We start from the raw sequence: 21,862 nt of genomic DNA, 5'->3' as shown, positions 1-21,862 counted from the left end.
CAAAAATCAATTAAATTGCTTACTTGAATAAATTTGTTATTATCGAAAAATCTAACGAAGCACCAAAGGCCCAGTCTGTCCTCCAATCTATGTTTTGATAAAGATTATACTGATCAGCTGTCAAATTTGTTTTTTGGAATTCGAAACCTTCCGGAGCATTGAACACATTTACCTTTCCGTAGTGGCCACCAATGAAAATACTCCCACCTCTTGCAAATTCCCAATTCAGGCCAAAAAAGAGGTTCTGAAAAATTTTGTCAGTCAATCCTACTCCAACTGTTGGATATATCCTTTCCCAAACTGGACGCATATAAAGATAATCTTTTGAATGTAACTGAAAATCTGCTACAGGATTATTTATTTCATTAAGCCTGCCTTGGCTGATCTTCTTTTTGTCAACATAATATTTGATCAACGTTATTGGTGATGTATACAATGTTGCAAAAACAGTCCCAAACCCCCTATTACGACCTTCTGTTTCTTTAGCAAGTTTTAATAAATTGTCAGCAGGATCTGTTACTAGACTATAAGTTGGGTTTTTTAGTTTTGTATTAAGCAAACCAACACTAATACTTGTGGTAAAACTTTTTGTCATTGTCAATGTATAGTTCATTTTTTTTGTAACTGTACCATTTTCAAACCTCCTGATCTCAAAGTCAAAGTCCGAATCCGTTGTCTTAATCAATACTGTGTATTCGTCAAATATTGGGTCTGATGTACCTGTAAGCTCTCCAGGGTTTGTCTTTCCATTTTCAATTTTATTCCCTCCGGTGAAAGTTCCCCCAGTTACATTTATCCCATAAGAAACCTTTCTACCTGCATTTTCCGAATTATATATAATATGTACCACATATTGCATCTCTGGTATCCCTTGTGGAATTGTGGTCATAAGCGGACTGCCCATTTCATCCAAAAAGATATGAACATAGTTTGGACCACCATATAGATAGTCTTTTCCATTGATCTTGGCATTCATCAGTAGCCCATAGGGGGTTACCTTGAATGTTTTCCTCGTAGTTCCATAAGTCTCATCAATGTAATTAATATAAGAAGTATTGGCCAAGGCTAATCCTAGCCTCTCTCCTTCATCACCACCACTAAGCTGAATGGTATAGACATCAGTACCAGATGGATCAGAAAATTCAAGTTTTTTAGCCGTATTGGGTATACTATAGACATAGTAATCATTAGGGGCCTTTGCAAAAGGAACATTTTGATCTAATGAGATACCACCATTTGTTTTTACCGTATACTTAGTGCTAACTCCTTGTATGGGTGTTCCATAAGCTTTCAAGGTAACGGTCATTGTTCCTACAGCTGTAACTTTCCCTGTTCCTCTAAAAAAAATGCCGTTTATTATTTCTGTCGTAATATCGTAGAACCCTGTTCCAGTTGAAGTCACAGAAACCGCCATTGTGTTGTTGGAATTCATTTCGGCACCTTCTTTATAAGTTCCGTTAAGTACAGGTGAGGCAATAGCTGAAATGGTAGATATTGTCTGGTCAGTTCCTGAAAAGGTTATTGGAATTGTTTGTGAACCTGCTCCAAACTTAACTTGAAACTGAAAAGTTCCTGCCTTTATAGGTGTTCCATTTGCTTTAAGCGCAATATCTCTTTGGCCACTAACATCCACATAGCCGGTTGCAAAAAACTGTATCCCATTTACGACATCAGAACTAATACTATAGAAACCAGGCGAGGTGAAATTTACCTTCATTTTTAGGGCATTTCCATTTGTTGTTTCTGTACCTGCTATATAAGAGCCGTCTTCCGAAAGTGAACCGGGCACAATCACTCCCAAAGCGGTTCCTTCTTTATTTTTCCCTTCCATTGGCTTCATATCTGGTGATGGTACACCATCCATTTTAATGGTATATGCGGTCGGGCTGTACACTTTAATGAGCATTCCATTTGACTTTGGAATTTCTTTTGTTTTATTCTTTATTTCCTGATCCTTGATTTCTTTGTAGTTCTGACCATCTGCAGAATAGAGAATTGTCTGTGCTTTTATCTTAAAACAGATAATGGACAACAGAATAAGCGAGATTGTTAGTTTTTTTTTCATAAGTTTCATATTAGTTGTAAGTGAAAAGCAGATTGTATTGCAGGATAGGGTATTACGAAGGAAAATTCAAGATTCTGATCGCGTCCAACGATAATGCCTATTATCCTTCCTGATTCCGGTTCGTAGACAGGGCTGCCAGAATCACCAGGCTGTGAACAACAGGGACGAAGTGCAATCATAAAATCTATGGTCCTTTCACCAAAGGGATAATTAAAGGTCTTTGATGCCATAACAGAAACAATTTCACTATTCATAAACCCAGAAACAGCTCCTAACATCCTTACCGGTATTGGCTGTTTGATTGGTTTCGGTGGAAACATAATGGGATCCCGTAAGCTGAAGATATCTTTGCGTTCATTTATCTTATTGAAAAGTTTTGGGGGTATAATTGCAATCGCAGCATCGATCCTATTATCAACTATTCCACTGCGGAAATATCCAACAGGAGTCAGTACCTGATCAACCAAGGTATTTATATCAGGCCTAGTATTGGTATCAATTGGTTTGTCAATGATCATATGTGAATGCGGTAGATAAGACCATCCTAGAACGTGCATGTTGCTTAAAAGATGGGGGTGGTCATCCTTAAAAACGATAAGACCCATCGAGCCTCTTTTAGATGAATTATTAAACTGCATTACATTTCTACCCGGTGCGATGTGCTGAAGCTCAGATTCGCCGGTGAAAATTACATCAGTAGGCACCATTTTTTCAATCCCATTATAAACAACCGTTATTTTTTTTGGGATTTTCTCAGCAGTCTGGATAAGATCAGTTTTTACAATAACATGAAAAATGATGGCATACCTATTAGTTTCACGGCCTTTGATCATTTTTCGTCCTATATGCACGCCAGATATATTCAAAAAACTTTTTTTCCATTCTTCGTAGTTCTCCAACACATAACTGGTCAAAAAACCGAAAAATGCATTTCTATTGAAATGTTTGGGGAATGGATTCTTTTTTTTCATAAGAGCAAAATTTAAATAGATGTATTGATATTTAGTTAAAAACCCATTTAATCGAATAGTTTGCTGTTATTTTGAGCATCATTTCTAATTAACTACAACCACTCGTTGCACCTTTAGCTGCTTCAGGGTTATCACTCCTTATATCATAGTCTTTTTGACACCATTAATTGGTAACTCTACAATATCTGTTGAACCCATATCGGCCATGATAGGCCTACCATAAGAATAGCTAAATTCATCCCCAAGCTTTAGAGTCTGTAAAAAGGTTAGGTTCTCAGTCGAGAGAATGGAAATTTGTTGTTTTTCTATCCATTGTTTGGCTTTAACAATGCTGATTGAGCTTAATTTACTTTCTGGATTATTTGGAGCGGAAGTATCTTTCTTACAGGCGTAGGCTAAAGTTACTAATGTGACCACAATAAGTAAGTACTTACTGAAGTTGAGCGTTGAATTTTTAAACATAGTTTTAGATTAGGTTATTTTAAATGTCGCATTTTTATTACAAACAGACAAATAATTGTACCAAAGGGCTTTACGGGAGTATGAAATGCTCTCTACAGTATATATCTTGGCTCTGAGCAAGAAAGTTAGAATAGGAATTATGAATAACTTCTAATCCCCTTCAATTAAGATATTCTTATTTTCGATCATGGATTTGGATTTTTTAATTGAAAGGATCAGAAAGGAAGAGGTTGCCCTTTTTATAGGGTCAGGTTGTTCACTTTATGCCGGTTATATTGGTGCTACTGCGTTACGCAACCTAATAAGAGAGAGTGCAGAAGAATTTTGTGATGATGCATCTGAAAAGCAAAGCTTAAAAGATAAGACTCTTGAGGAAATAGCTGAGTGCTTAATTCGTTATTCTGGAAATAGAAATATTCTAAATTCAATCCTAGTGTCTGAATATGGAAAGGCGCCGACTTCTACGCTAATGCATGACCGATTAGGTCGCATACCACATTTCGATCACATATTTACTACAAATTATGACACCCTAATTGAAGACAGCATGGATAAACGCTGTTATATCATTGGTTCTGAACATAATTTTCCTCTGCAAAACAATAACCTTCCTAAAGTATACAAGTTGCATGGAGATGTAAATCATCTAGACAATATAATCATTGCCAAAAGTGATTATGCCCGCAACATTTCTGGCCAAAACCAAAATCTGTTATGGAATAGGTTTTCTGATACATTAGCATCAAAGGACATCTTATTTATTGGACATGGTAATGAAGACAGTAATATTTGGGAGGTTTTTAATCATATCTCAAGTAGACTGGTAGACCACAAACGTTATAAATTTATTATAAGTCCCCAAATACCCTTACATCAACAAAATCTTTTGAACGAAAAAGGATTTACCTATTTTAATTTGGATGCTGAACAATTTTTGGATATTCTTCATCCCAAGCTTATTGAGTATGCCGTTTCGGACCTTGAAGATAAGGTCTTGAGCGTTGGCACTTTTGAACGTTTTCTAGGTTTCAATGATAGAAGTGTAATTATTAAGTCAGAGTCTCAAAAAATATCCGTAGAGGCTATAATGGAACGGGATGGTAAAGTTCATTCTGAAATAAATTTCACTATCAAGGAAAATGTCTATCAGGATTTTATGAAGTTCAATAATGGAGAGGTTAGATCACGATCCTTTACCCTTCAACAAAATGATCTAGTTGAATTTAAAATGGCATTAAGTGGTTTCAAGCTTCCTTTGGACCATAATAAGATGGCTTCTGTCGAGGTGTTTCATGTCGCTGAAAGCGAAAGCCTTAGTATAGAAAGTGAAGATGGAAAAATAGAGTTTCATAAGCTACAGGCAGAGAAATTTCAATTTGCGGATGGTACAGATCTAGAGTTTCGACTCCACAATACTGTTTTTACCTTTTCGTTTACCCTGAGCGAAGATAGTATTGGCTTTAATACGTCTATGAGGTTCCAGTTTCCGGATCATTTTAGTTCGGTTAAAGATGCAACGGAGGTAATTGATCTTATTTATTACCTCTGCATTGGTGAAAAGATAAATTTATATCTTGACCATGTTGGGCCGCTCGAGATAAAGAGCCAAACTCCGAAGGACATACATTTCGATGGGTGGTCATGCCCTTCGTTAATCTGGCACTTTGACCAACTGCGTTTCTTAGAAAAAAAATTAAAAATAAGATTCCAAAGAATAGCCCTAGAACTTATTACGCAAAAAGTTGTCAATGAAATAAATATTCTGTTCAATATCTTTAAATATGGTTTTATTGAAGAAGAATTTGAAAAAATAATCATTTTACCAGATGAACTTGAGAGACAGAATGATACAACAGACCCTAACGTTCAAGATCATTCTACTAGTTTAATTGTGGAAGTGCCTTATGAACCTGAATTTTACGGAACCAAGCTTCCAACTTTATATGCTAAAATCGAGATATTAGACCATGAATTTCTTCAGCATGAACAGTATTTTGGAATAAGAAGCAAGTCCAAAAGAATCCGGCATAAATTCCTTAACCATTCTGAATTCATACAGTTTCAGACAAGTAAGAAACAATTAATCCAAACGGCACAATTAGTTAAGAATAAGGGCCAAATAGATCAATGAGAATTGTGAGTATTCTTTGCAATCTGATCAAATATTGTATACAAAAACATTCAATAGCGATATTATAATTTTATTAGTAGATTGAAAAGCCTTATCAAGAAACCGTCTATTATCCTCTTTAGGAATTACTTTTGCTAAGCCGTTATAGACATTTGAACGAATTGAATATTTACAAAAATACTTTAAAGTATTTGCTGACTAATCTATAGCCTAACGTTTTATAACCAATAGGTTATTTTCTACATACCTGGACTTACAAAACCTCAAGTTGCTTCTTTTTAAACCATTTATAAAATAATTTCAAATAGAAACAATCGCTCTATTTCTATTTATTGTCCCAACACACCATTAAGTACTATCCTTCTATGGCTCACTTTAGCTTTCTGTTGAACAGGGGCTGATAAAAGGAGGCTAAATTTTCACCTGTTTGACAGAATTTGTTACTCATCGTAGAACAACATTGTTTGGTCGAGTTCACCAATATCCTTAAGGAATCTATATCACCAATCGCTACCTGAATCTTATGATGATAGTTCCAGAACTCCTTCACATCCAATATTTGAGTTATTGGCTCAGCATTGGCTTCCTCAAAATTCAGGATAGCAATAAAATACTTCTTTACCATAACGATACCCTTAGAGTTAGGCTTTGCCAAGTAATCTTCATCCAGTTTTTCTCTTTGGTTTAGCCAGTCTACAAAAGATGTATTGGGAGGTTGTTTTTTCAGTTTGATATAAATATCTCCGATATTTTCAAAAGCATCCTTCATGCTTAGGTTCAACCTAGTCACTATCGGTGCTGCATCCTGTTGAAACCTGGCCAAGATGGGAAACATTCTTTCCTGCTCTATTTTAATTGAGGATAGGGAACTATACAGATTATCAAAGGCCTGCGCCTTTAGTATATTCCTTCTTAACCGAATATTTTCGGCACCAACAAAAAAAGCCCTAAAACTGTTACCATAAGATATCTCCCTATAATTGTCCAAGGCTGAACAGGAATTGACGTACAGATTAAAGTTCGGACTGCTCTTTATACTGACCTGCCTTTCAAAAACTTTCAAGTTTTCCGCCTGTTCAAACAGATAGTTCTTAAAGATCAGGTAATTTCTCCTCACTATTTCTCTGATTGCCCGTCTTTCTCTATACTTCCCATAAGCTTTCAATGACTCATTGATTAGGATGCCCAAGCAGAACACCGAAACCGAAACGATGATCGTAGCAGTAGGATTCCTGTCAATGCCAAGATATCTGGAAAGCCAATCTATAAAATCGTCCATAGCTGTAAATTCTTTATTTTAACCATATTTTCTAAAGTTATTGTTCTCTATCCCAGTAACAAAGAGAAATTAAATAAATAAAAAAGAAGATTTGACTTTACCATTGTCAGAGTTGTTTTCCCTTGCCTTCTTGTACTTATTCTCCCTTTTTTTGTTTGATCAAATGCATATTACTACCCATACGGTCAAATGCCAGATAAGTTGCGAATGATTGCAAAATTGCAGTACTGATCTGCGGATTATCAATTAGTTTAATGGATGTGAACATAGAAAGGTTGGAGACTATAAGGCCAAGAAAATAGAGCAAAAATATTACGAATTTGATCTTTCTTCTATCAAGTGCAAAAAGAGCTGCATCTTGGCTAAATTTCCGATAATCCTTGTGTTGTGTATAATGATAAAATTTAACGATGTGATCAAAGTAATTGGTAGCAATGATCGAAAAAGTAGTTATTGATAAATAAACCTGAGCCGCTAGAGATAGGTCAATTTTTATTACAGAAACGAAGAATAGAGGTAGAAGAGCACTTCCCATAACAACAATCGCTGTCGCAGTTACAAGCGAAGATGCCGCTGACCAGAGTGGAACAGATAGGGTGAAAACAGTTAATGGAATATTAATGATATTACGAACCAATGGACTGATTTTTAGTGTTTTCAGATAGGCCAGCAATAAAATAATCGTTGCCATTGCAAATACCCACCTGAAGAAAATATCAAGATTCTTGAATTCAGTTTCTCGAAAAAGAGCAAATATGAAAAGAGACAGAAATGCAAAAAAATGGATAAAAATCCTCCTGCGGTTGGGAGGGGGAGTTGGCTGTTCAGTGCTCAAATGTTGGGAGGTATTAGTCCAAGTACAAATTTAATAATTTTTTCTTTCTTCTTTAGGTTGACTAGAATTACTACGCTGGTGAATTGAACATTGTCTTTTTGAGGCTATACAAATCGGTATCAAATTATCTAATGGTATATCAGAAACATTGATAAAGATGAATGATCTCCTAGGGCAAGGCCCATCTTTAGTGACAACTCCTAATATAGATGACCGAAGAAACCGCATCAACATTCATAAACAAGAAGGTGTGCACAAAGAGGTTGAAAATTTCATTTGGAGAAGACTGGTAAATGGTGTTAATATACCTCTTTAACTATTTTCATTGCCGCTTTATATGCCATTTCACTATTTTTAAAAGACTTGCTGTAAAAGTAGAATATAGCAATACCATATTTTGCCAATTCGAGAAAAATAAAATCATTGAGGGTATGAAAAAAGTGATCTGATTTGTTGCTTGTCTTGAATATCACCAGAGAATTTAAAGATAATTTCTTGTCCTTTATACTCAAACGATAAAGTATTTTTCTAATTTCTGTTAGTACCCTACTTGGCGAATAATCCTTATTTGGGAGCAACATATAAAGAGGGAGGTTCTTTAAGTAAGGGATATGATTTGCATTTTTTAGATTCAAAAAACGATTACTAATATTCATTATATGAAATTTATAATCAATGATCTCTAGCCAACGGATTATATTTTGAGCATCTTGACTGGTAAATTCGACGTTTTTTGGATCGGCAGTTGTAAATAAGACCTGTATTTTCCGCTCTAAATAGTTCAGCAAAACTGAATTGCATTTAGCACAGGCTGGAATTGTTGACTTATTATAAGTTTGACTCTGACCGTTCAGGGTAATATTAAAAAACCGTTCTGTATCATTTTGAAAAGTCCATCTTGGTAATATATGTTCTTTAGTTATAGGCCCAACCGAACCGCAAAACATGCAAATAAGACTGTCTGGTTTTACCGTCTTGTCATTTTCCCTCGTAAGGTAATTATGATCAATAAAATCCATCACGGTTTTAATGTTTTGTCTAATTGACTTACGAAGTGATATTAGTGGTTCATCGGGCATATTAGGTCTGTTAAGGTTTTATTTTAACTCCAAGAATTGCTTTTTTTCAACTCCATTTAAGACCGCACCTCCAATCCGGCTAATTTTTATATAATCATTACTTGACATATTTGCTGATTTTACTTCTTAATTTACGGCCATTAAATTTAAGATAACAATCACAGATTTTATAATGGCATGTATAAAACTATGTTTAGAAAAACCTGGATAAAACTTATGGTACACCAAGGCTATTTTGCCAAAAGTGCCAAGATCAAATTCTGTCCGTTTATAATGGTTTGACAAAAGTAATCCCTAAAGAAGATAGTGGACGACCTTTTTTAAATGCCCTAGAAACCACTAGCTTATCCTCCATTAGCTTAATGAAGGGATTTTTTGTCTTTGGCCTGCAGTTGTTGTTTTCGATATGTGATTTATTTTTTCTCACAACGCTAATATCGCTATTTTTAATTAAATTATCATACGAACTTTTTTAATGTCGAACATAATATTTAATATATTTATTCTTAAAAAATACCATGAAACATAAACCTTTCCTTTGGTCACTCCTCTTTTATTTAATTTTTTTTCTCTTTGGAACTACCTTTGCACAAGTTTCCCAAAAAGACCAGACAATATCCTTTGAAGTAGATTCATATACACGAAAAACTGATCTTCAGCTAAGAATAGGTGATAGGCTTAAAATAGAGGCCTCTGGAAAGATAAGTTTAGGTTTTTTTGCTGGATATGGAGGGGTTGAGGGTATCGAAGGCTACAAAGACTATTGTATTGAGCCAAATTTTCGTCATGGAGCCCTATTGTACAGAATTGGTAATGGTCCATGGCAGCTGCTTGGTAGTGAACTTTCAACTACTGCTAAAACGGGGGGTATATTGCAGTTTATGGTCAATGACAATGACCCAGGCAATAACAGTGGGGTATTCAATGTAAGCATCCAAACGAATGGAATACATACGAATACAATATCGTCTACCAATCCAACCTCCAAAAATCCCGATAAAGTTCGGCAGTCATCAAAAACTACTCAAGGAAAAAAAATGTCTATCAGCCTCCAGGAACTACAGACCCTGATTGGCTCCAACAAAACCGTTATTAACGATATCCTAAAACCAAAAGGCTACTTTAAAGAGTATAATGAAAATGGATTTATTTCTTATACGGCACAAGAGATTGAAGATTATAGCAAGCCTTTGATTTCTAGTTTTTTGAAAGATCCAAAAAAAAATAGGATTGGATATTCTAGCAATGTGCCTTATAGCTATGATCTTATTAAACTTTCCTTAGGTAAACTTGGCTATAAATTAAGAAAACACATTGCAGAGCAAAACAGGTTTGAATATCAAAATTCAAAATATTATTTAGATATTGTTATTGAAGAAGTACGTGAAACAAATGGCTTTCAATATTCAAAGTATTCTTTTGGCATGGGATCTTTATAAAGTTTCATGCTCTATGCCAGATTAGGTAATAATTTTCTATTCCTATTGTTCACATAAAAGTTCTCCTTAATAATTGAAGTGAACCAAAAGTGCCGTTCTCTAAGATCCTTCAATAGCCAAGCGCTTTTTAGCCTTGGGTGGTTGGCCATTATCTTGGCAAAGGCATATGGCCAATCATTCAGCATATCTGTTGCCGTCTTTAACACCTGCGCCCTGACCTGCACTGTATTTTCTTCAAAAATATTCGTTCGCACCATTGTTCTTCTTAATAGGCTATCCTGGAGGCCAGTTAACATTGGGGATCTGCTTATTAATAGTCTACATATATGGTGAAGGATATCCAAATATTGAAAAGGATAGCTTATATGTGTAATAGGTGGGCATAAAGTTCTGTCCAATATATCATAAATCATTTTTTGGAGTGCGATTAGTTCAGGCCCAACGGTGCTGCCTTTACTATTCTTTAGCTCTGATCGACAATAATAGCATACACTAAGCTCGTAGTCTGGAGGTGCATTTCTTGAGCCCATCTCAGTTCTAAAAAAATTCACGGGTCTATTACAGTTTGGGCAGGCATCCAATAATAATACTCCACAGCATGGGCAACAAAAACTTAGCGCTAGTCGCCATTTTCTTCTAAAATAGGGCTGTGGATCTTGTTTCAGACAGTTTGGACAGAACAACATCCCTCTTTTTGTTCTAAGACGATGGTATATGCCCAAAGGAAGAATCCAGATATTATTGTTTTTATATCCAACATTTTCACGGAGCGAACCAGAGTATGCAGAAAGAAAAGTATCATGTAAAGACTTTTCATCCAAAGGACAGCATCTCAAGACAACATCCTTTACGATAGGATAGAAGAACCTATCAATATCACGGTTCCAGAATGTCTCGTTTGGCCAAAGGATATGGCAGAACGACTGCACTTTTGTACCCTGGTTATAAGCCGTCCTACAGAGCCAGCTTGAAAACAGTTCATCAGGTAGGGGCGCTTGATATGCCCCCCAAATTGGTCTTTTACCAATTTTTAGGTTTTTCAAAACCCGACCTGGTTAAGCTGGTTCTTACGTTTGGATTGGGGAATATAGTCTATAGCTCCCAACACCTTTGTATCAATGTATTCTTTCCCATTTTCTATGGCCAAAATTGCCGCTTTTTTGATAATAGTAGAAATTTCACCAAGCTTACCGTCCGACATTGTGAATATTTTCATAGCAAGTTCTTCCCTAATAAGGTTTGATGGCTGTCCTAAAGGGATAAGCCGTTCAAAACTCGCCAAAAGTCTCAAAAAATCATCATCTGGTTTCCAAGAAGGAAGAGAGGCAACCTCAAACCTGTTTCCTAATTGGGGATCTGCATTAATAGCATAGTAGGCATCCTTTATTCCTGCTCCAACAATAGATATCTGCAGTTCATTGCTGATATATTTGATCACATTCAAAAACACTCTTTGTGCACTAGGCGTTCCCGCAAGTATATGATGGAACTCATCAACGATCAGGACCTTAGTCTCCATGCGTTCCAAAAGTCGCATGACCTGGTACTGTTTCTTATCGATGTGGTCATTAAATTTATATACTGCCCCAAGGTTATCAAGAAGACTATTATAGAACCGTTTTTCATCTGGCCGTGGCGGGGCCTGTATCAAAAGAACGGGCAGGATAAGGGAATTATCCGTCTCCCTTATATAATGTTTATGCTTTGAGACAAAACGGTTCACCAGAACAGTCTTGCCATTATTGGTTTCTCCGATCACCAACATGTTGGGCATCCGGAGTGACTTTGGATGATCCAGAACGTCCTCCAATTTATCCAGTACCTGAAGTGCACGTGGATATCCGATCCATAACTGTTCCTTACATTTTAGAATCCTTTCAGTATTGGAAAGGTTTAGCCATTTTTTGGCTGTATCATTCAAATGTTCCATGCTCTAGTTCGTCAAATGGTAATATAATTTTATTGAAAACACTTCCATAGGATTTGGTATCTGGTTCCCTTTCTTCTGCAATGTCCCCCATTAGTTGTGCCTTTGATGTCTCTTTACTTATTTTTGCCCTGTAATCCTTCTTCAGCCTACTATTCCTCTGCTTGGACCTGGTGGCTCCCTGCTCAATCTCTTTCATGGACTGATAGGCTGAAAAAATAAGATCTTCATTTACATTTGCCTTCCCTTTGGCCTCCAATGTTCTTAATGCTTCCCTATACTCCCAAAGTGTTAATGGGGGATGGCTGAGGTTCCTATAGTTTACAGTAAAGTATTCCTTAAGTTCAGGCTCCCAAAAGTATACCAGGCTTATGTCCCTTGGATCCCTTTTAAAAATAAATTTGCGCTTGGTCCGCGAACGTTGTGTCTTCGCATCATACGAGTGGATCCATTTTCTCATTACATCGGAATAATAACATATATGGTCGATCTTTACCCCATATTCCTGTATTGTCCTTTCAAAATATGGAAGGAAATCAATACGAAGTTTTTTTTCGTTCAAGATCCGTTTGGGAAGGCCTGTCCCTATCGTTTTTCCATTGCCCAACAAACCAGCCTTAAATTGAGCTAATGGAGTATTCATTATTCCTTTATGGTAGGATACGTGATAAATATTGACTATCAGATGCAACAGCCACTTATCGAGTTCATGGATCGTGAGCACAGCCTTTTTTTCGGATTCATATCCGGATCTCTCAACAGTATTGCTAAAAGTTGTCCCTGGCAGATCGTGAAGTTTTGTGGCAAAATTACCCATCATCCGCTCAATGATCCCACCAAAATTTGGTCTTCCTCCCGGTCGAAACCTGAGGTTAATACTGTACTCGGAACAGGCTTTCTGAAACGAGGCACTCTTGAAGTCCGCTCCATTATCTGTATAGATCTCTTTCATTATGCCCCAACATGGCCATTCTCCTTTTAGGTCTATTTCCATAAGGACACCCTCCTTTGGAAGGATGCTATTTGCCACACACATCCCTACAGAAACAAAACTTGGCGCATCGAAAGATATATAATACCCCAAGATCATCCTACTATAAGAGTCTATAGCTACGGTAAGCCACGGACGGCCAATGACCAGGGACCTGTCCTCACCTACACATAGGATATCAAGGGGTGTATGGTCGATCTGCACACTCTCCAGTGGATAGTTACCATAAGGATATGATTTTTCGTGTGGCTTATAATGTTCATTTGAGATTTTTTTCCCGTACCGCTTGGTCATCTTTACTTCGTCAGATAAGGCGAGGATCCTATTTCTTAAGGTGTTCAGGTGTGGTGGCTTTAGTCCCAGGTCCCTGCACCTGAGTTTTAGTTCCATATATGTTTTTTCAATTGATATCCGTCCCTTTGTAAGGTAACAGTCTTCCAGAACTTTTTCTATAACAGCATCAACATCCCCCTTAAGTCGGCTCAGTCCCTTTCCTCCACTTTTGGTCTCTGGAATAAGGGACGAAAGCTCTCCACTCTGTTCATATCTCTTTAACCACCGGTAAATAGTTGTATAATGGATATTGTTCTCCAGAGAAATACGGACCACCTGCTCTGTAATGGGTTCATCTCCCGTTGGGAAGAGTATGGGCTCAATTATCGCATATCTTTTCTCCGCCTTGTTCCACTGTTCATCGGTAAAAACATCAGGAGAACTAAAGGGTCTTTCATCTATATGTCCTAATGGCAAAAGCTGCGATATTGGAGCTGTAACCAGGCTCTTTTCAGAAGAATGCTGTAAAAGTATAGAAGAGAGGTCTATAACTTTTTTTATAAAGTATTTTTCTCCTTGATAGGTAACTTCCGACCCTGGGTGAAAGCTTAATTTGTTTTGGCTATCCATAATTCCGAACTCATTGTTAAAGGTATTGTCAGGTCGCAGTCTACTTCTCCAATAGAAACCATGTGCCATAGGCAATATAGCAGCTGGGCCTTTCTTTCAAAACTTGCTGCTGCCTTTTCGATAATAAGGTCAGCGGTATTGTGTTCTGAACGGGAGAACAATCTTCTTAGTATCTCTCTGTCGTCTTCACTTATCTGGTCAAATGCACGGTATCGGTTCAAAAATTTCGCATTATATAAAAACGGTGTGCGGATGAACTGTTCTGTCGCCACCTTGAACCTCATATTTTTTATTTTAGCATACGCTCTTCCAGCCCTGAATTTATGCATTGCACTGGCATAGGTGGTTTTTAACAGGCCAAGACTCTTTACTTCGAACAATATGGGCTGCTCAGACGTAATCAGATATACAAGAACATCCGGTGTATAATAGTGTCGTTCACCATTTATTAGGTACTCTATTTCCACTGGTTGTTCAACATACCTATCTACATCCCTGCTAAACTCAAGAATCTCAAAAAAATCCTTTTCGAGCGAACTTTCAAATCGCTTGATCTTTTGGTCATGTCTGGATGTAACAACCCCGACCTCTGTAGTCTTGGAAGATTTTACTATCCGTTTTGGATAAAAACTATCGTTCGAATCTATTTGCATTTTCATGAGGTAAAATCCAATTTATTGGCAATAACATTTATCAAAAATTTTGCAGTAACTTTTGTTATTGACTATCATTTCTAATTACAATTTAGCAACAACTTTTGAAAATAACAGTATCCATCCACAACCAGGCGAAATTTCTTTGGCCCACAATGGGGTTCTTTTTTTAGACGAGTTACCAGAATTTAAACGTGCTGTACTCGAAGTTATGCGCCAACCTTTAGAAGATCGGAGGGTAAGTATTTCTCGAGCTAAATTTTCGGTAGAATACCCTGCCAGTTTTATGCTCGTTGCTTCTATGAATCCCTGTCCATGTGGTTTTTTCAATCATCCAGAAAAAGAATGTTTATGTGGGCCAGGTGTTGTACAAAGATACCTCAGTAAAATCTCTGGTCCTTTATTAGATCGTATAGACCTCCATGTTGAAGTTACTCCTGTTAATTTTAGCGAACTTTCTTCTTCTCGTGAGGAAGAAAAAAGTAGCCTGATTAGGGATCGTGTAATGAAGGCTAGGGAAGTACAAGATAAACGCTTTGAGTTGAACGAAATGCTCCATTTTAATGCACAAATGAGTTCAAATATGGTGCGGCAGATTTGCGCAATTGACCAAACAGGGCAACTATTGATCAAAAGTGCAATGGAAAAATTAGGACTCTCTGCCAGAGCTTATGACCGGATCTTAAAAGTAGCACGTACCATAGCAGACCTCGCAGCTAGTGAGGCCATAGAAGCAGAGCATTTGGCAGAAGCTATTCATTATAGAAGCTTGGATAGGGATAGTTGGGCAGGATGATGAAAACAATTTTGCTTATAATTATCTTCAATAAATTGAACTCAACCACGCAATGCATCACCCGTTCATGTTCCTTTTGGTGATTCGTGTTTGTAGTATATTTAACAGCAATCCATCCAGTTCATGGATCATAACTATCATTAAAAAATTCAGTGTTTAAACTAAGGCAAGAGGCTGTTTCCAGCAGGGGTACAAATTTTACAGTAAAAGTATTTTCTCCTCCAGTAAGGTCAAACAGAAAGCATTGGCAACCAATGGCATCAATGCTACAGCGATGGCTAATACTGCGCCAACCATATCACTGGCCTTTATCATTTCGTACACAACCTTTAATGCTGACAATTGCAAATTGCAGGGGTTCTTCAAAATGCAAACCAAAGCAGTCGCCCCTTCCTTTCCACAACGTTTGCTAAAATAAATCCATTCGCATCACCCTTTTTTCCACTTGAGTTGTCATAATGACAAACAGCAAACAATATGAAAAAATTAATACGCATTACATTGATTAGTATTCCAGTATGGTCATGTGGCCAAACTTCATTTCACATCAAGGGCAGCTTTAAAGATCCCGGAACTACAGGAATGGTTTACCAGATGTACCAGATGATAGACTCAGGTGATCGCTCCGAATACTGAGAAAAGTAATGCCGGAAAACTATATTCGATCAAAAGCATCCCTTCCAACTTCCTGATTGACCTCCAGGGGAAAATAATTGCTAAAAATTTAAGCGTAAAAGAACTGGAAAAGGTGCTGGCAGATTTAATTGGAAAGATATAGCCTGCTAAACGATACACAAAGCAATTGTAATTTTACCTTTATTTTTTTAAAAGAAATATTAAATAAGCATCATCTAGTATTTATCAACCCCTCTATAATGTCTTTAAAAGATAGATCTTCTTTGATCAATTTTGCGAAGAAGGGTTTCGTTATACATGGTATAGCGGAATTTTTTGCGTAAATTAATGGTAAATTAATGCTACCCCAACTTATTAGGCCGAGCCATTATGTACACGCTGTTTGAACAACTTTTCCGTGAGCACTATAAAACACTTTGTTATTATGCCAATATCATTACTAAAGATATGGAAGTTGCAGAAGATGTAGTTCAGGATGTTTTTGTTAAATGCTGGTCGGCCATTCAAAATGAAAAACTGGAAATTCAGCAGGAGCATTACCTATACCGGTCTGTTAAGAATTCAGCATTGAACTATATAAAAGCAAAAAACATCAGACAGAATTATGTCAATGCCCAGAAGACAGGACCTCCCGAGGAATCAACAGACAGCGACACTTTAGTCGCTACAGAAACCCGGGAACGAATTATGGAAGCCATAGATCAGCTTCCTCCTCAGTGCAGAAAAGTATTAATCCTTTGTGTATTGGAAGACAAGAGTTATAAGGAGGCTGCTGCCGAGCTGGGAATTTCCATAAATACTGTTAAATCACAAATGACCAAGGCCTTTTCTATCCTTAGACCCCGCTTAAAAGACCTTACCATGCTCATTTACTTTCTTTAAATTATTTTGTAAAAAAATAAATTCTGGCATCACCCTTTTTTCTCGCTGAGTTGTCATGGTGATATATGAAGGATATGAACCCGGTAGAAAAAGCAAAAATGCAGGATTTAATGATCAGAAGTATCACTGCTGATCCACTTACTGTAAAAGAGCAAAAGGAGTTGTCAGACTGGTTAGACCTGAACCTCAGGAACAGACAGGAATATGATGACCTTATAACTTTTCGCAGCCTGATTAAAACTGAACAGGTGAATCCTCCTGATGTAGACCGGGCATGGCGAAAAGTCTCGAAAAGGATCAGTACTCCTCTTGTAGCTCCATTAAGAACCTCTCTATTCCCTAAGTGGTTAAAATATGCAGCGGTCCTAGCAATAGTTTCCGCTATTGGTTTACTTCTCTATCGAAACCTATATTCCGGATCTGGAAATCGGCCTGAACTGATATTTGCTGCAGTAAGGTCCAGTAGTCACCATGCAGAGCTGATTCTTCCCAATGGGGACCACGTAAAACTGCAAGACCAGACGCCCTTAAACATTTCAGGAAATCAAAATGCCCTCGTTGCCAGAAACAAAGGAAACGTTTTAGTCTATAATGCAGGCGAAGGTCAGCAGGGCTACCATAAGTTAATTGTACCTGAAGGTACTCAATATGAAATCATTCTGCCCGATAAAAGTCATGTCTGGGTGAACTCAGGCTCTGAACTCACCTACCGCGTCGATTTTAACAACGCAGCGATAAGGGAAGTAAAACTCGTTGGAGAGGCTTATTTTAAAGTCGCCAAAGATAAAAAACATCCTTTTATCGTGAAGACAGACCATATGGATGTAGAGGCAGTAGGTACCGCTTTCAATGTCATTGCCTATAAAGGCGGAGATTATGCAGAGACTGCTCTGGTGGAGGGAATTGTCAATGTGACCGATAAACATGGAAACAAACAGCGCATGCTGGCGGGTTCTAAAATTCGGATCAGCAATAAAAAGGTAAACGTATTACCTGCACTAGAAAAAGTCAGCCTTGCCTATGATGATTACGCCTGGAAAGATGGTGTTTTTGTCTTTGACAATATGCCTTTGGAAGAAATTTGTGAGCAGATCACCCGTTGGTACCACATTAAAATTGTTTTCACAAATGATGGAGCAAAGAAACTCCGCTTTACTGGATCCATGCAAAAAGACAAACCATTGTCTACCGTACTCAAGTTTATTAGTACCTCTACAACCGTAAAATTCGAATTCAAAAACAGTACCCTCTATATCACAAAAGCCTAATATTTAAACCACCAAACCATGAACCAAACCTTTACCAGAAAAAGGCGTTTACGCCATTTATTACCACTTTTTAAGTTTCTTTTTTTCTTTTACTTTACTTTCATCTGTATCTCTCCTGCCAGTGCCTATGCACAGGGAATGAAGTTTAGCATCTCTGCCAAACACATCACTATACAGGAAGTCTTCAAGATCATGAAACAGCAGCACCAAGAACTGGGCTTCTTTTACAACAATGATCTTTTTGACCCGACGAGAAAAGTAGATATAAATGTTTCTGATGCATCTTTAGATGAGCTCATGACTATAGTTCTGGGCGGAAAGCACAGCTACGAGCTCGTGGAAGACCATATCGTCATTAAACCCCTGCAGAAGAACAATGTTCAAAAACAAATCTCCAGCCAAACGGTAACCGGCCTGGTAGTAGATAAAGATGGAGCCCCATTATCTCAGGTATTGATCAGGGCACTACAGGCGAAAACCACTACCACAACAGATGTCAATGGCAGATTTATTATCAGAACTGATGAGGATGATGTTTTATCATTCAATTACCTCGGGTGTAAAAAACAGGAAGTCAGTGTAAAAGGCAGAAATAACCTGAACATCACGATGCAGGAAGATGTCTCCTCTTTAACCGAGGTAGTGGTGACCGGATACCAGACTTTATCCCGCAAAAATGCACCAGGATCTTATGCCATCATTGATAAAAAAGAACTAGAAGCCAGAAACAACAGAACCATTGAAGGCATGTTGGAAGGTCTGGTTCCTGGATTGAGCGTTTATAAGGGTGGTAATGGATTAAACGACCTGCGCATTCGCGGCGGAAGTTCTTTACGTGCAGGAACACAACCGCTGATTGTGATCGACGGATTTGTGAGCACCATATTTCCCGACATCAATGAAATAGAGAATGTATCTGTACTTAAAGATGCTGCAGCATCGGCAGTATGGGGTTCACAGGCAGCGAATGGGGTGATTGTCATCACTACTAAAAAGGGTAAAACCGGTAACTTGCAGATCAATTATTCCGGCAATGCTCGCATGATGAATCAACCGGATTACGACAAATTATACCGTGCAGATGCCGCCGCTTTAATCGACTATCAAAAAGAACAATATGACAGAGGCTATATCGAAGCCGCTATTTTTGACGGTTCAAAATCGGGTTACTCTTCTTCCATTGGAATTTTCAATGATTATAACCGGGCAGGGGGAATCAGCCTAGAAGAACGAGACAAAAGGCTCGCTGCCCTGGCCGGACTGTCCAATAAAGACCAGATCGACAATTTGCTGTTGCGCCCCAGCCTTAGTCAGAGTCATTTTCTTTCCTTTTCAGGAGGCTCAGATAAAATGCAATATTTTTTATCTGGAAATTACAAGAACGAACAGGCGGGAACGGTTGGCACTGGTTCAGATGCGTTGACCATAAATTCGAGAAACACCTATAAACTGGCTTCTTTTCTTGATTTGCGCACAGATCTTTCGGCCAATTATATTTCTGCAAAAGCTGGTTATTCTGGTCTTGAAGGCAAAATCAGGTCACTGATGCCTTATCAGATGTTACAGGATGCCCAGGGAAATTACGTCTATGATTATACTGGTTTCAATAAAATAGAAAACGACAGGCTGATGAGATTGGGTTATCTGGATAACGGATTTAACCTGCTGGAAGAAAACCGTCAGGCCAAAAATACGGCATCTGGTTGGGGGCTAAAAAGCAGGGTTGGGGCCGACTGGAAAATCATTAAAGGCTTAAGCTTTTCTAATGATTTCATTTATGAAAAGACCACAAACGATAACAGAAACTTGATGTCGGAAAAAGGGTATGACACACGTAGCTTGATCAACCGTCTGACTTCTACCGACGCCAGTGGCAAATTGGTTTTCAATATCCCTAAGGGTGATGTTTTGGATTTCAGAAATACGGGGTATAACAATTATGCCTTACGTAACCAGCTAAACTATACCAACACTTTTAAAGAGAAACATTATATCAATATCATTGCTGGATTTGATTTGCGTAAATCGGTAAATCAGACCAACAGAAACCGCCGTCTTGGCTATAACGACGACTTGTTGACCGGTCAAAATATAGATGCCAAATTACTGGCTGCCCAGGGAATCATTTGGTGGAATGGAGACCTCAACAAGTACGATCCTGCAACTTACGAAGGATTTGAATTCAGAGATACCCGTGAGTATTCTTATTATTCTACCTTGGCCTATACTTATGATGACCGCTATACCTTTAGCGGAAGTTACCGAACAGATCATTCCAACTTATTTGGTGCAGATCCGAAGTTCAGAAGAACTCCGCTATGGTCTGTTGGTGCTAGCTGGAACATCAGTAATGAGCATTTTTTCCACAATCATATAGAAAGCATCTCCAACCTGAGCTTAAGAGGGAGTTATGGTGTAACAGGAAATTTCGACAGGCTCAATTCTACCACCACTTTTCTTGTGGCCAGCAGGTTCTTTAATACCATTGCCAATGATTATGTAGCACGCCTTCAAACCCCTCCCAATTCAAAACTACGGTGGGAACGTTCCAAAACCTTTAACCTTGGTGTAGATCTCGGACTGTTAAAGAACCGTTTTTCCCTATCCTTCGATTATTATCGGAAATTCAGTTATGACCTGTTAGGAAGCCAAGACCTCGATCCAACTGTTGGTCTGACAACAGCAACGATTAATGCCGCCAGTATGGTTAACCGCGGAATTGAGCTCAACTTAAAGGCAGCGATATTTGCCGGGCAGGGCTTTAACTGGAACAGTTCATTTAATCTGGCTTATAATAAAAATGAAATCATAGAGAATAAACTCGTAGAGAGTAGTGCTTCCATTAGCAGAACCAGTGGAAGAGACATTTTCCTTACAGGTTATGAACGAGAGTCGGTATGGAGTTATAAATGGGCCGGACTGGATAACACCGGAAGGCCACAAACCTATGACGCAAACGGAAACAAAATATACATTCCAAACATAGGATCTCTGGAATACAGTGGTACATACAGACCTAAAGTAACTGGTGGCTGGACCAATAGCTTTAACTATAAAGGATTTGAGGCGATGATTTTTCTCGTATTTAACTACGGCCATGTGACCCGTCGGGAGATGCCAAATATGTATGGATACGATTGGAGCGGCAGCTATAATAACCAGATCGTTAACAGATGGCGCAAACCTGGAGATGAGCAGTTTACAGAAATCCCTGCAATTCCTGAATTAAAATACCTGAGCGACGATTATTCCAGAGTAGCTACGCTATCAAGTAACAGCATCATTGATGCTTCATTTGTCAGACTGCGGGAAGTGCAGTTAGGCTACCGCTTAAATCCAAAATACCTGAAAAGAACACCTTTTAAAGCCATCAGAGTGGTTGCCCAAATGAACAACCTGTACCTGTTCAAAGCCAACAAATACGGTATTGATCCTGAGGCCGTAAGAATGGGCGGTACAGGAGGCGGTTACACTTATGCCTTACCAGAGCCCATTGTCACCACTATAGGTCTTAACATTACGCTTTAAATCACTAAATCAACAAC

The 21,862-nt window shown here is 38.1% G+C and carries 15 protein-coding genes and 2 pseudogenes; 6 read left to right on the top strand and 11 right to left on the bottom strand.

The window, feature by feature from the left end; translation table 11 throughout:
* Positions 1-19: 19 nt before the first annotated feature.
* The 3 genes from AQF98_RS16630 to AQF98_RS16620 form a co-directional block, all read right to left on the bottom strand.
* Positions 20-2,065: a hypothetical protein gene (locus AQF98_RS16630; RefSeq protein WP_152969744.1), complete on the bottom strand. Its 2,046-nt coding sequence runs from the start codon at positions 2,063-2,065 to the stop codon at positions 20-22.
* 5 nt (positions 2,066-2,070) lie between these two features.
* Entirely contained in the window at positions 2,071-3,036 is a 966-nt protein-coding gene (locus tag AQF98_RS16625) for a hypothetical protein (protein WP_055133095.1), read from the bottom strand.
* 138 nt (positions 3,037-3,174) lie between these two features.
* Positions 3,175-3,498, bottom strand: coding sequence for a hypothetical protein (locus AQF98_RS16620; protein WP_055133094.1), 324 nt, complete (start codon positions 3,496-3,498; stop codon positions 3,175-3,177).
* Between the two features lie 187 nt (positions 3,499-3,685).
* On the opposite strand from AQF98_RS16620, the gene AQF98_RS16615 reads away from it, so the two are divergent.
* The gene (locus AQF98_RS16615) at positions 3,686-5,629 is read left to right on the top strand and encodes an SIR2 family protein (protein WP_055133093.1); all 1,944 of its coding nucleotides are present in this window, start codon (positions 3,686-3,688) and stop codon (positions 5,627-5,629) included.
* Positions 5,630-5,999: 370 nt separating this feature from the next.
* On the opposite strand, the gene AQF98_RS16610 is transcribed toward AQF98_RS16615, so the two are convergent.
* The 3 genes from AQF98_RS16610 to AQF98_RS16600 form a co-directional block, all read right to left on the bottom strand.
* The gene (locus AQF98_RS16610; protein ID WP_055133092.1) at positions 6,000-6,908 is read right to left on the bottom strand and encodes a hypothetical protein; all 909 of its coding nucleotides are present in this window, start codon (positions 6,906-6,908) and stop codon (positions 6,000-6,002) included.
* A 136-nt stretch (positions 6,909-7,044) separates the two neighbouring features.
* Complete coding sequence (locus AQF98_RS16605) at positions 7,045-7,743, bottom strand: hypothetical protein (RefSeq protein WP_055133091.1); 699 nt, start codon at positions 7,741-7,743, stop codon at positions 7,045-7,047.
* A 299-nt stretch (positions 7,744-8,042) separates the two neighbouring features.
* Positions 8,043-8,822 carry a hypothetical protein gene (locus tag AQF98_RS16600; protein WP_055133090.1) on the bottom strand — a complete coding sequence of 260 codons (780 nt, stop codon included), beginning with the start codon at positions 8,820-8,822 and terminating at the stop codon, positions 8,043-8,045.
* 518 nt (positions 8,823-9,340) lie between these two features.
* Here AQF98_RS16600 and AQF98_RS16595 point away from each other — a divergent pair.
* Positions 9,341-10,261, top strand: coding sequence for a hypothetical protein (locus tag AQF98_RS16595; RefSeq protein ID WP_055133089.1), 921 nt, complete (start codon positions 9,341-9,343; stop codon positions 10,259-10,261).
* Between the two features lie 11 nt (positions 10,262-10,272).
* Here the strand turns inward: AQF98_RS16595 and AQF98_RS22275 are convergent, their stop codons facing one another.
* From AQF98_RS22275 to AQF98_RS16575, 5 genes and pseudogenes are all read right to left on the bottom strand, one after another.
* The gene (locus tag AQF98_RS22275) at positions 10,273-10,557 is read right to left on the bottom strand and encodes a hypothetical protein (RefSeq protein ID WP_235524251.1); all 285 of its coding nucleotides are present in this window, start codon (positions 10,555-10,557) and stop codon (positions 10,273-10,275) included.
* Between the two features lie 315 nt (positions 10,558-10,872).
* Positions 10,873-11,304 (bottom strand): annotated as a pseudogene (locus AQF98_RS22460) (TniQ family protein); the annotation flags it as partial.
* Positions 11,301-12,191 carry a TniB family NTP-binding protein gene (locus AQF98_RS16585; RefSeq protein ID WP_055133087.1) on the bottom strand — a complete coding sequence of 297 codons (891 nt, stop codon included), beginning with the start codon at positions 12,189-12,191 and terminating at the stop codon, positions 11,301-11,303. The pseudogene AQF98_RS22460 and the gene AQF98_RS16585, both read right to left, overlap by 4 nt.
* Complete coding sequence (locus AQF98_RS16580) at positions 12,175-14,082, bottom strand: Mu transposase C-terminal domain-containing protein (RefSeq protein ID WP_055133086.1); 1,908 nt, start codon at positions 14,080-14,082, stop codon at positions 12,175-12,177. The genes AQF98_RS16585 and AQF98_RS16580 overlap by 17 nt, the downstream gene beginning before the upstream one ends.
* Positions 14,061-14,741, bottom strand: coding sequence for a heteromeric transposase endonuclease subunit TnsA (locus tag AQF98_RS16575; protein ID WP_055133085.1), 681 nt, complete (start codon positions 14,739-14,741; stop codon positions 14,061-14,063). Before AQF98_RS16575 ends, AQF98_RS16580 begins: the two co-directional genes overlap by 22 nt.
* A gap of 115 nt (positions 14,742-14,856) precedes the next feature.
* Here AQF98_RS16575 and AQF98_RS16570 point away from each other — a divergent pair.
* The 4 genes and pseudogenes from AQF98_RS16570 to AQF98_RS16555 form a co-directional block, all read left to right on the top strand.
* A pseudogene (locus AQF98_RS16570) lies at positions 14,857-15,531 on the top strand (ATP-binding protein); the annotation flags it as partial.
* A gap of 1,005 nt (positions 15,532-16,536) precedes the next feature.
* Entirely contained in the window at positions 16,537-17,049 is a 513-nt protein-coding gene (locus AQF98_RS16565) for an RNA polymerase sigma-70 factor (protein WP_082435128.1), read from the top strand.
* A gap of 74 nt (positions 17,050-17,123) precedes the next feature.
* Positions 17,124-18,317: a FecR family protein gene (locus AQF98_RS16560; RefSeq protein WP_161805883.1), complete on the top strand. Its 1,194-nt coding sequence runs from the start codon at positions 17,124-17,126 to the stop codon at positions 18,315-18,317.
* Between the two features lie 18 nt (positions 18,318-18,335).
* Positions 18,336-21,845 (top strand): SusC/RagA family TonB-linked outer membrane protein, encoded by a 3,510-nt coding sequence (locus AQF98_RS16555; RefSeq protein WP_055133082.1) that lies wholly within the window; start codon positions 18,336-18,338, stop codon positions 21,843-21,845.
* Positions 21,846-21,862 lie beyond the last annotated feature (17 nt).

Origin of the sequence: Pedobacter sp. Hv1 (genome assembly GCF_001412215.1) — a bacterium.
Lineage (GTDB): Bacteria > Bacteroidota > Bacteroidia > Sphingobacteriales > Sphingobacteriaceae > Pedobacter.
Note: the sequence above shows the minus strand (reverse complement) of the source record. Positions and strands in the feature narration are given on the sequence as shown.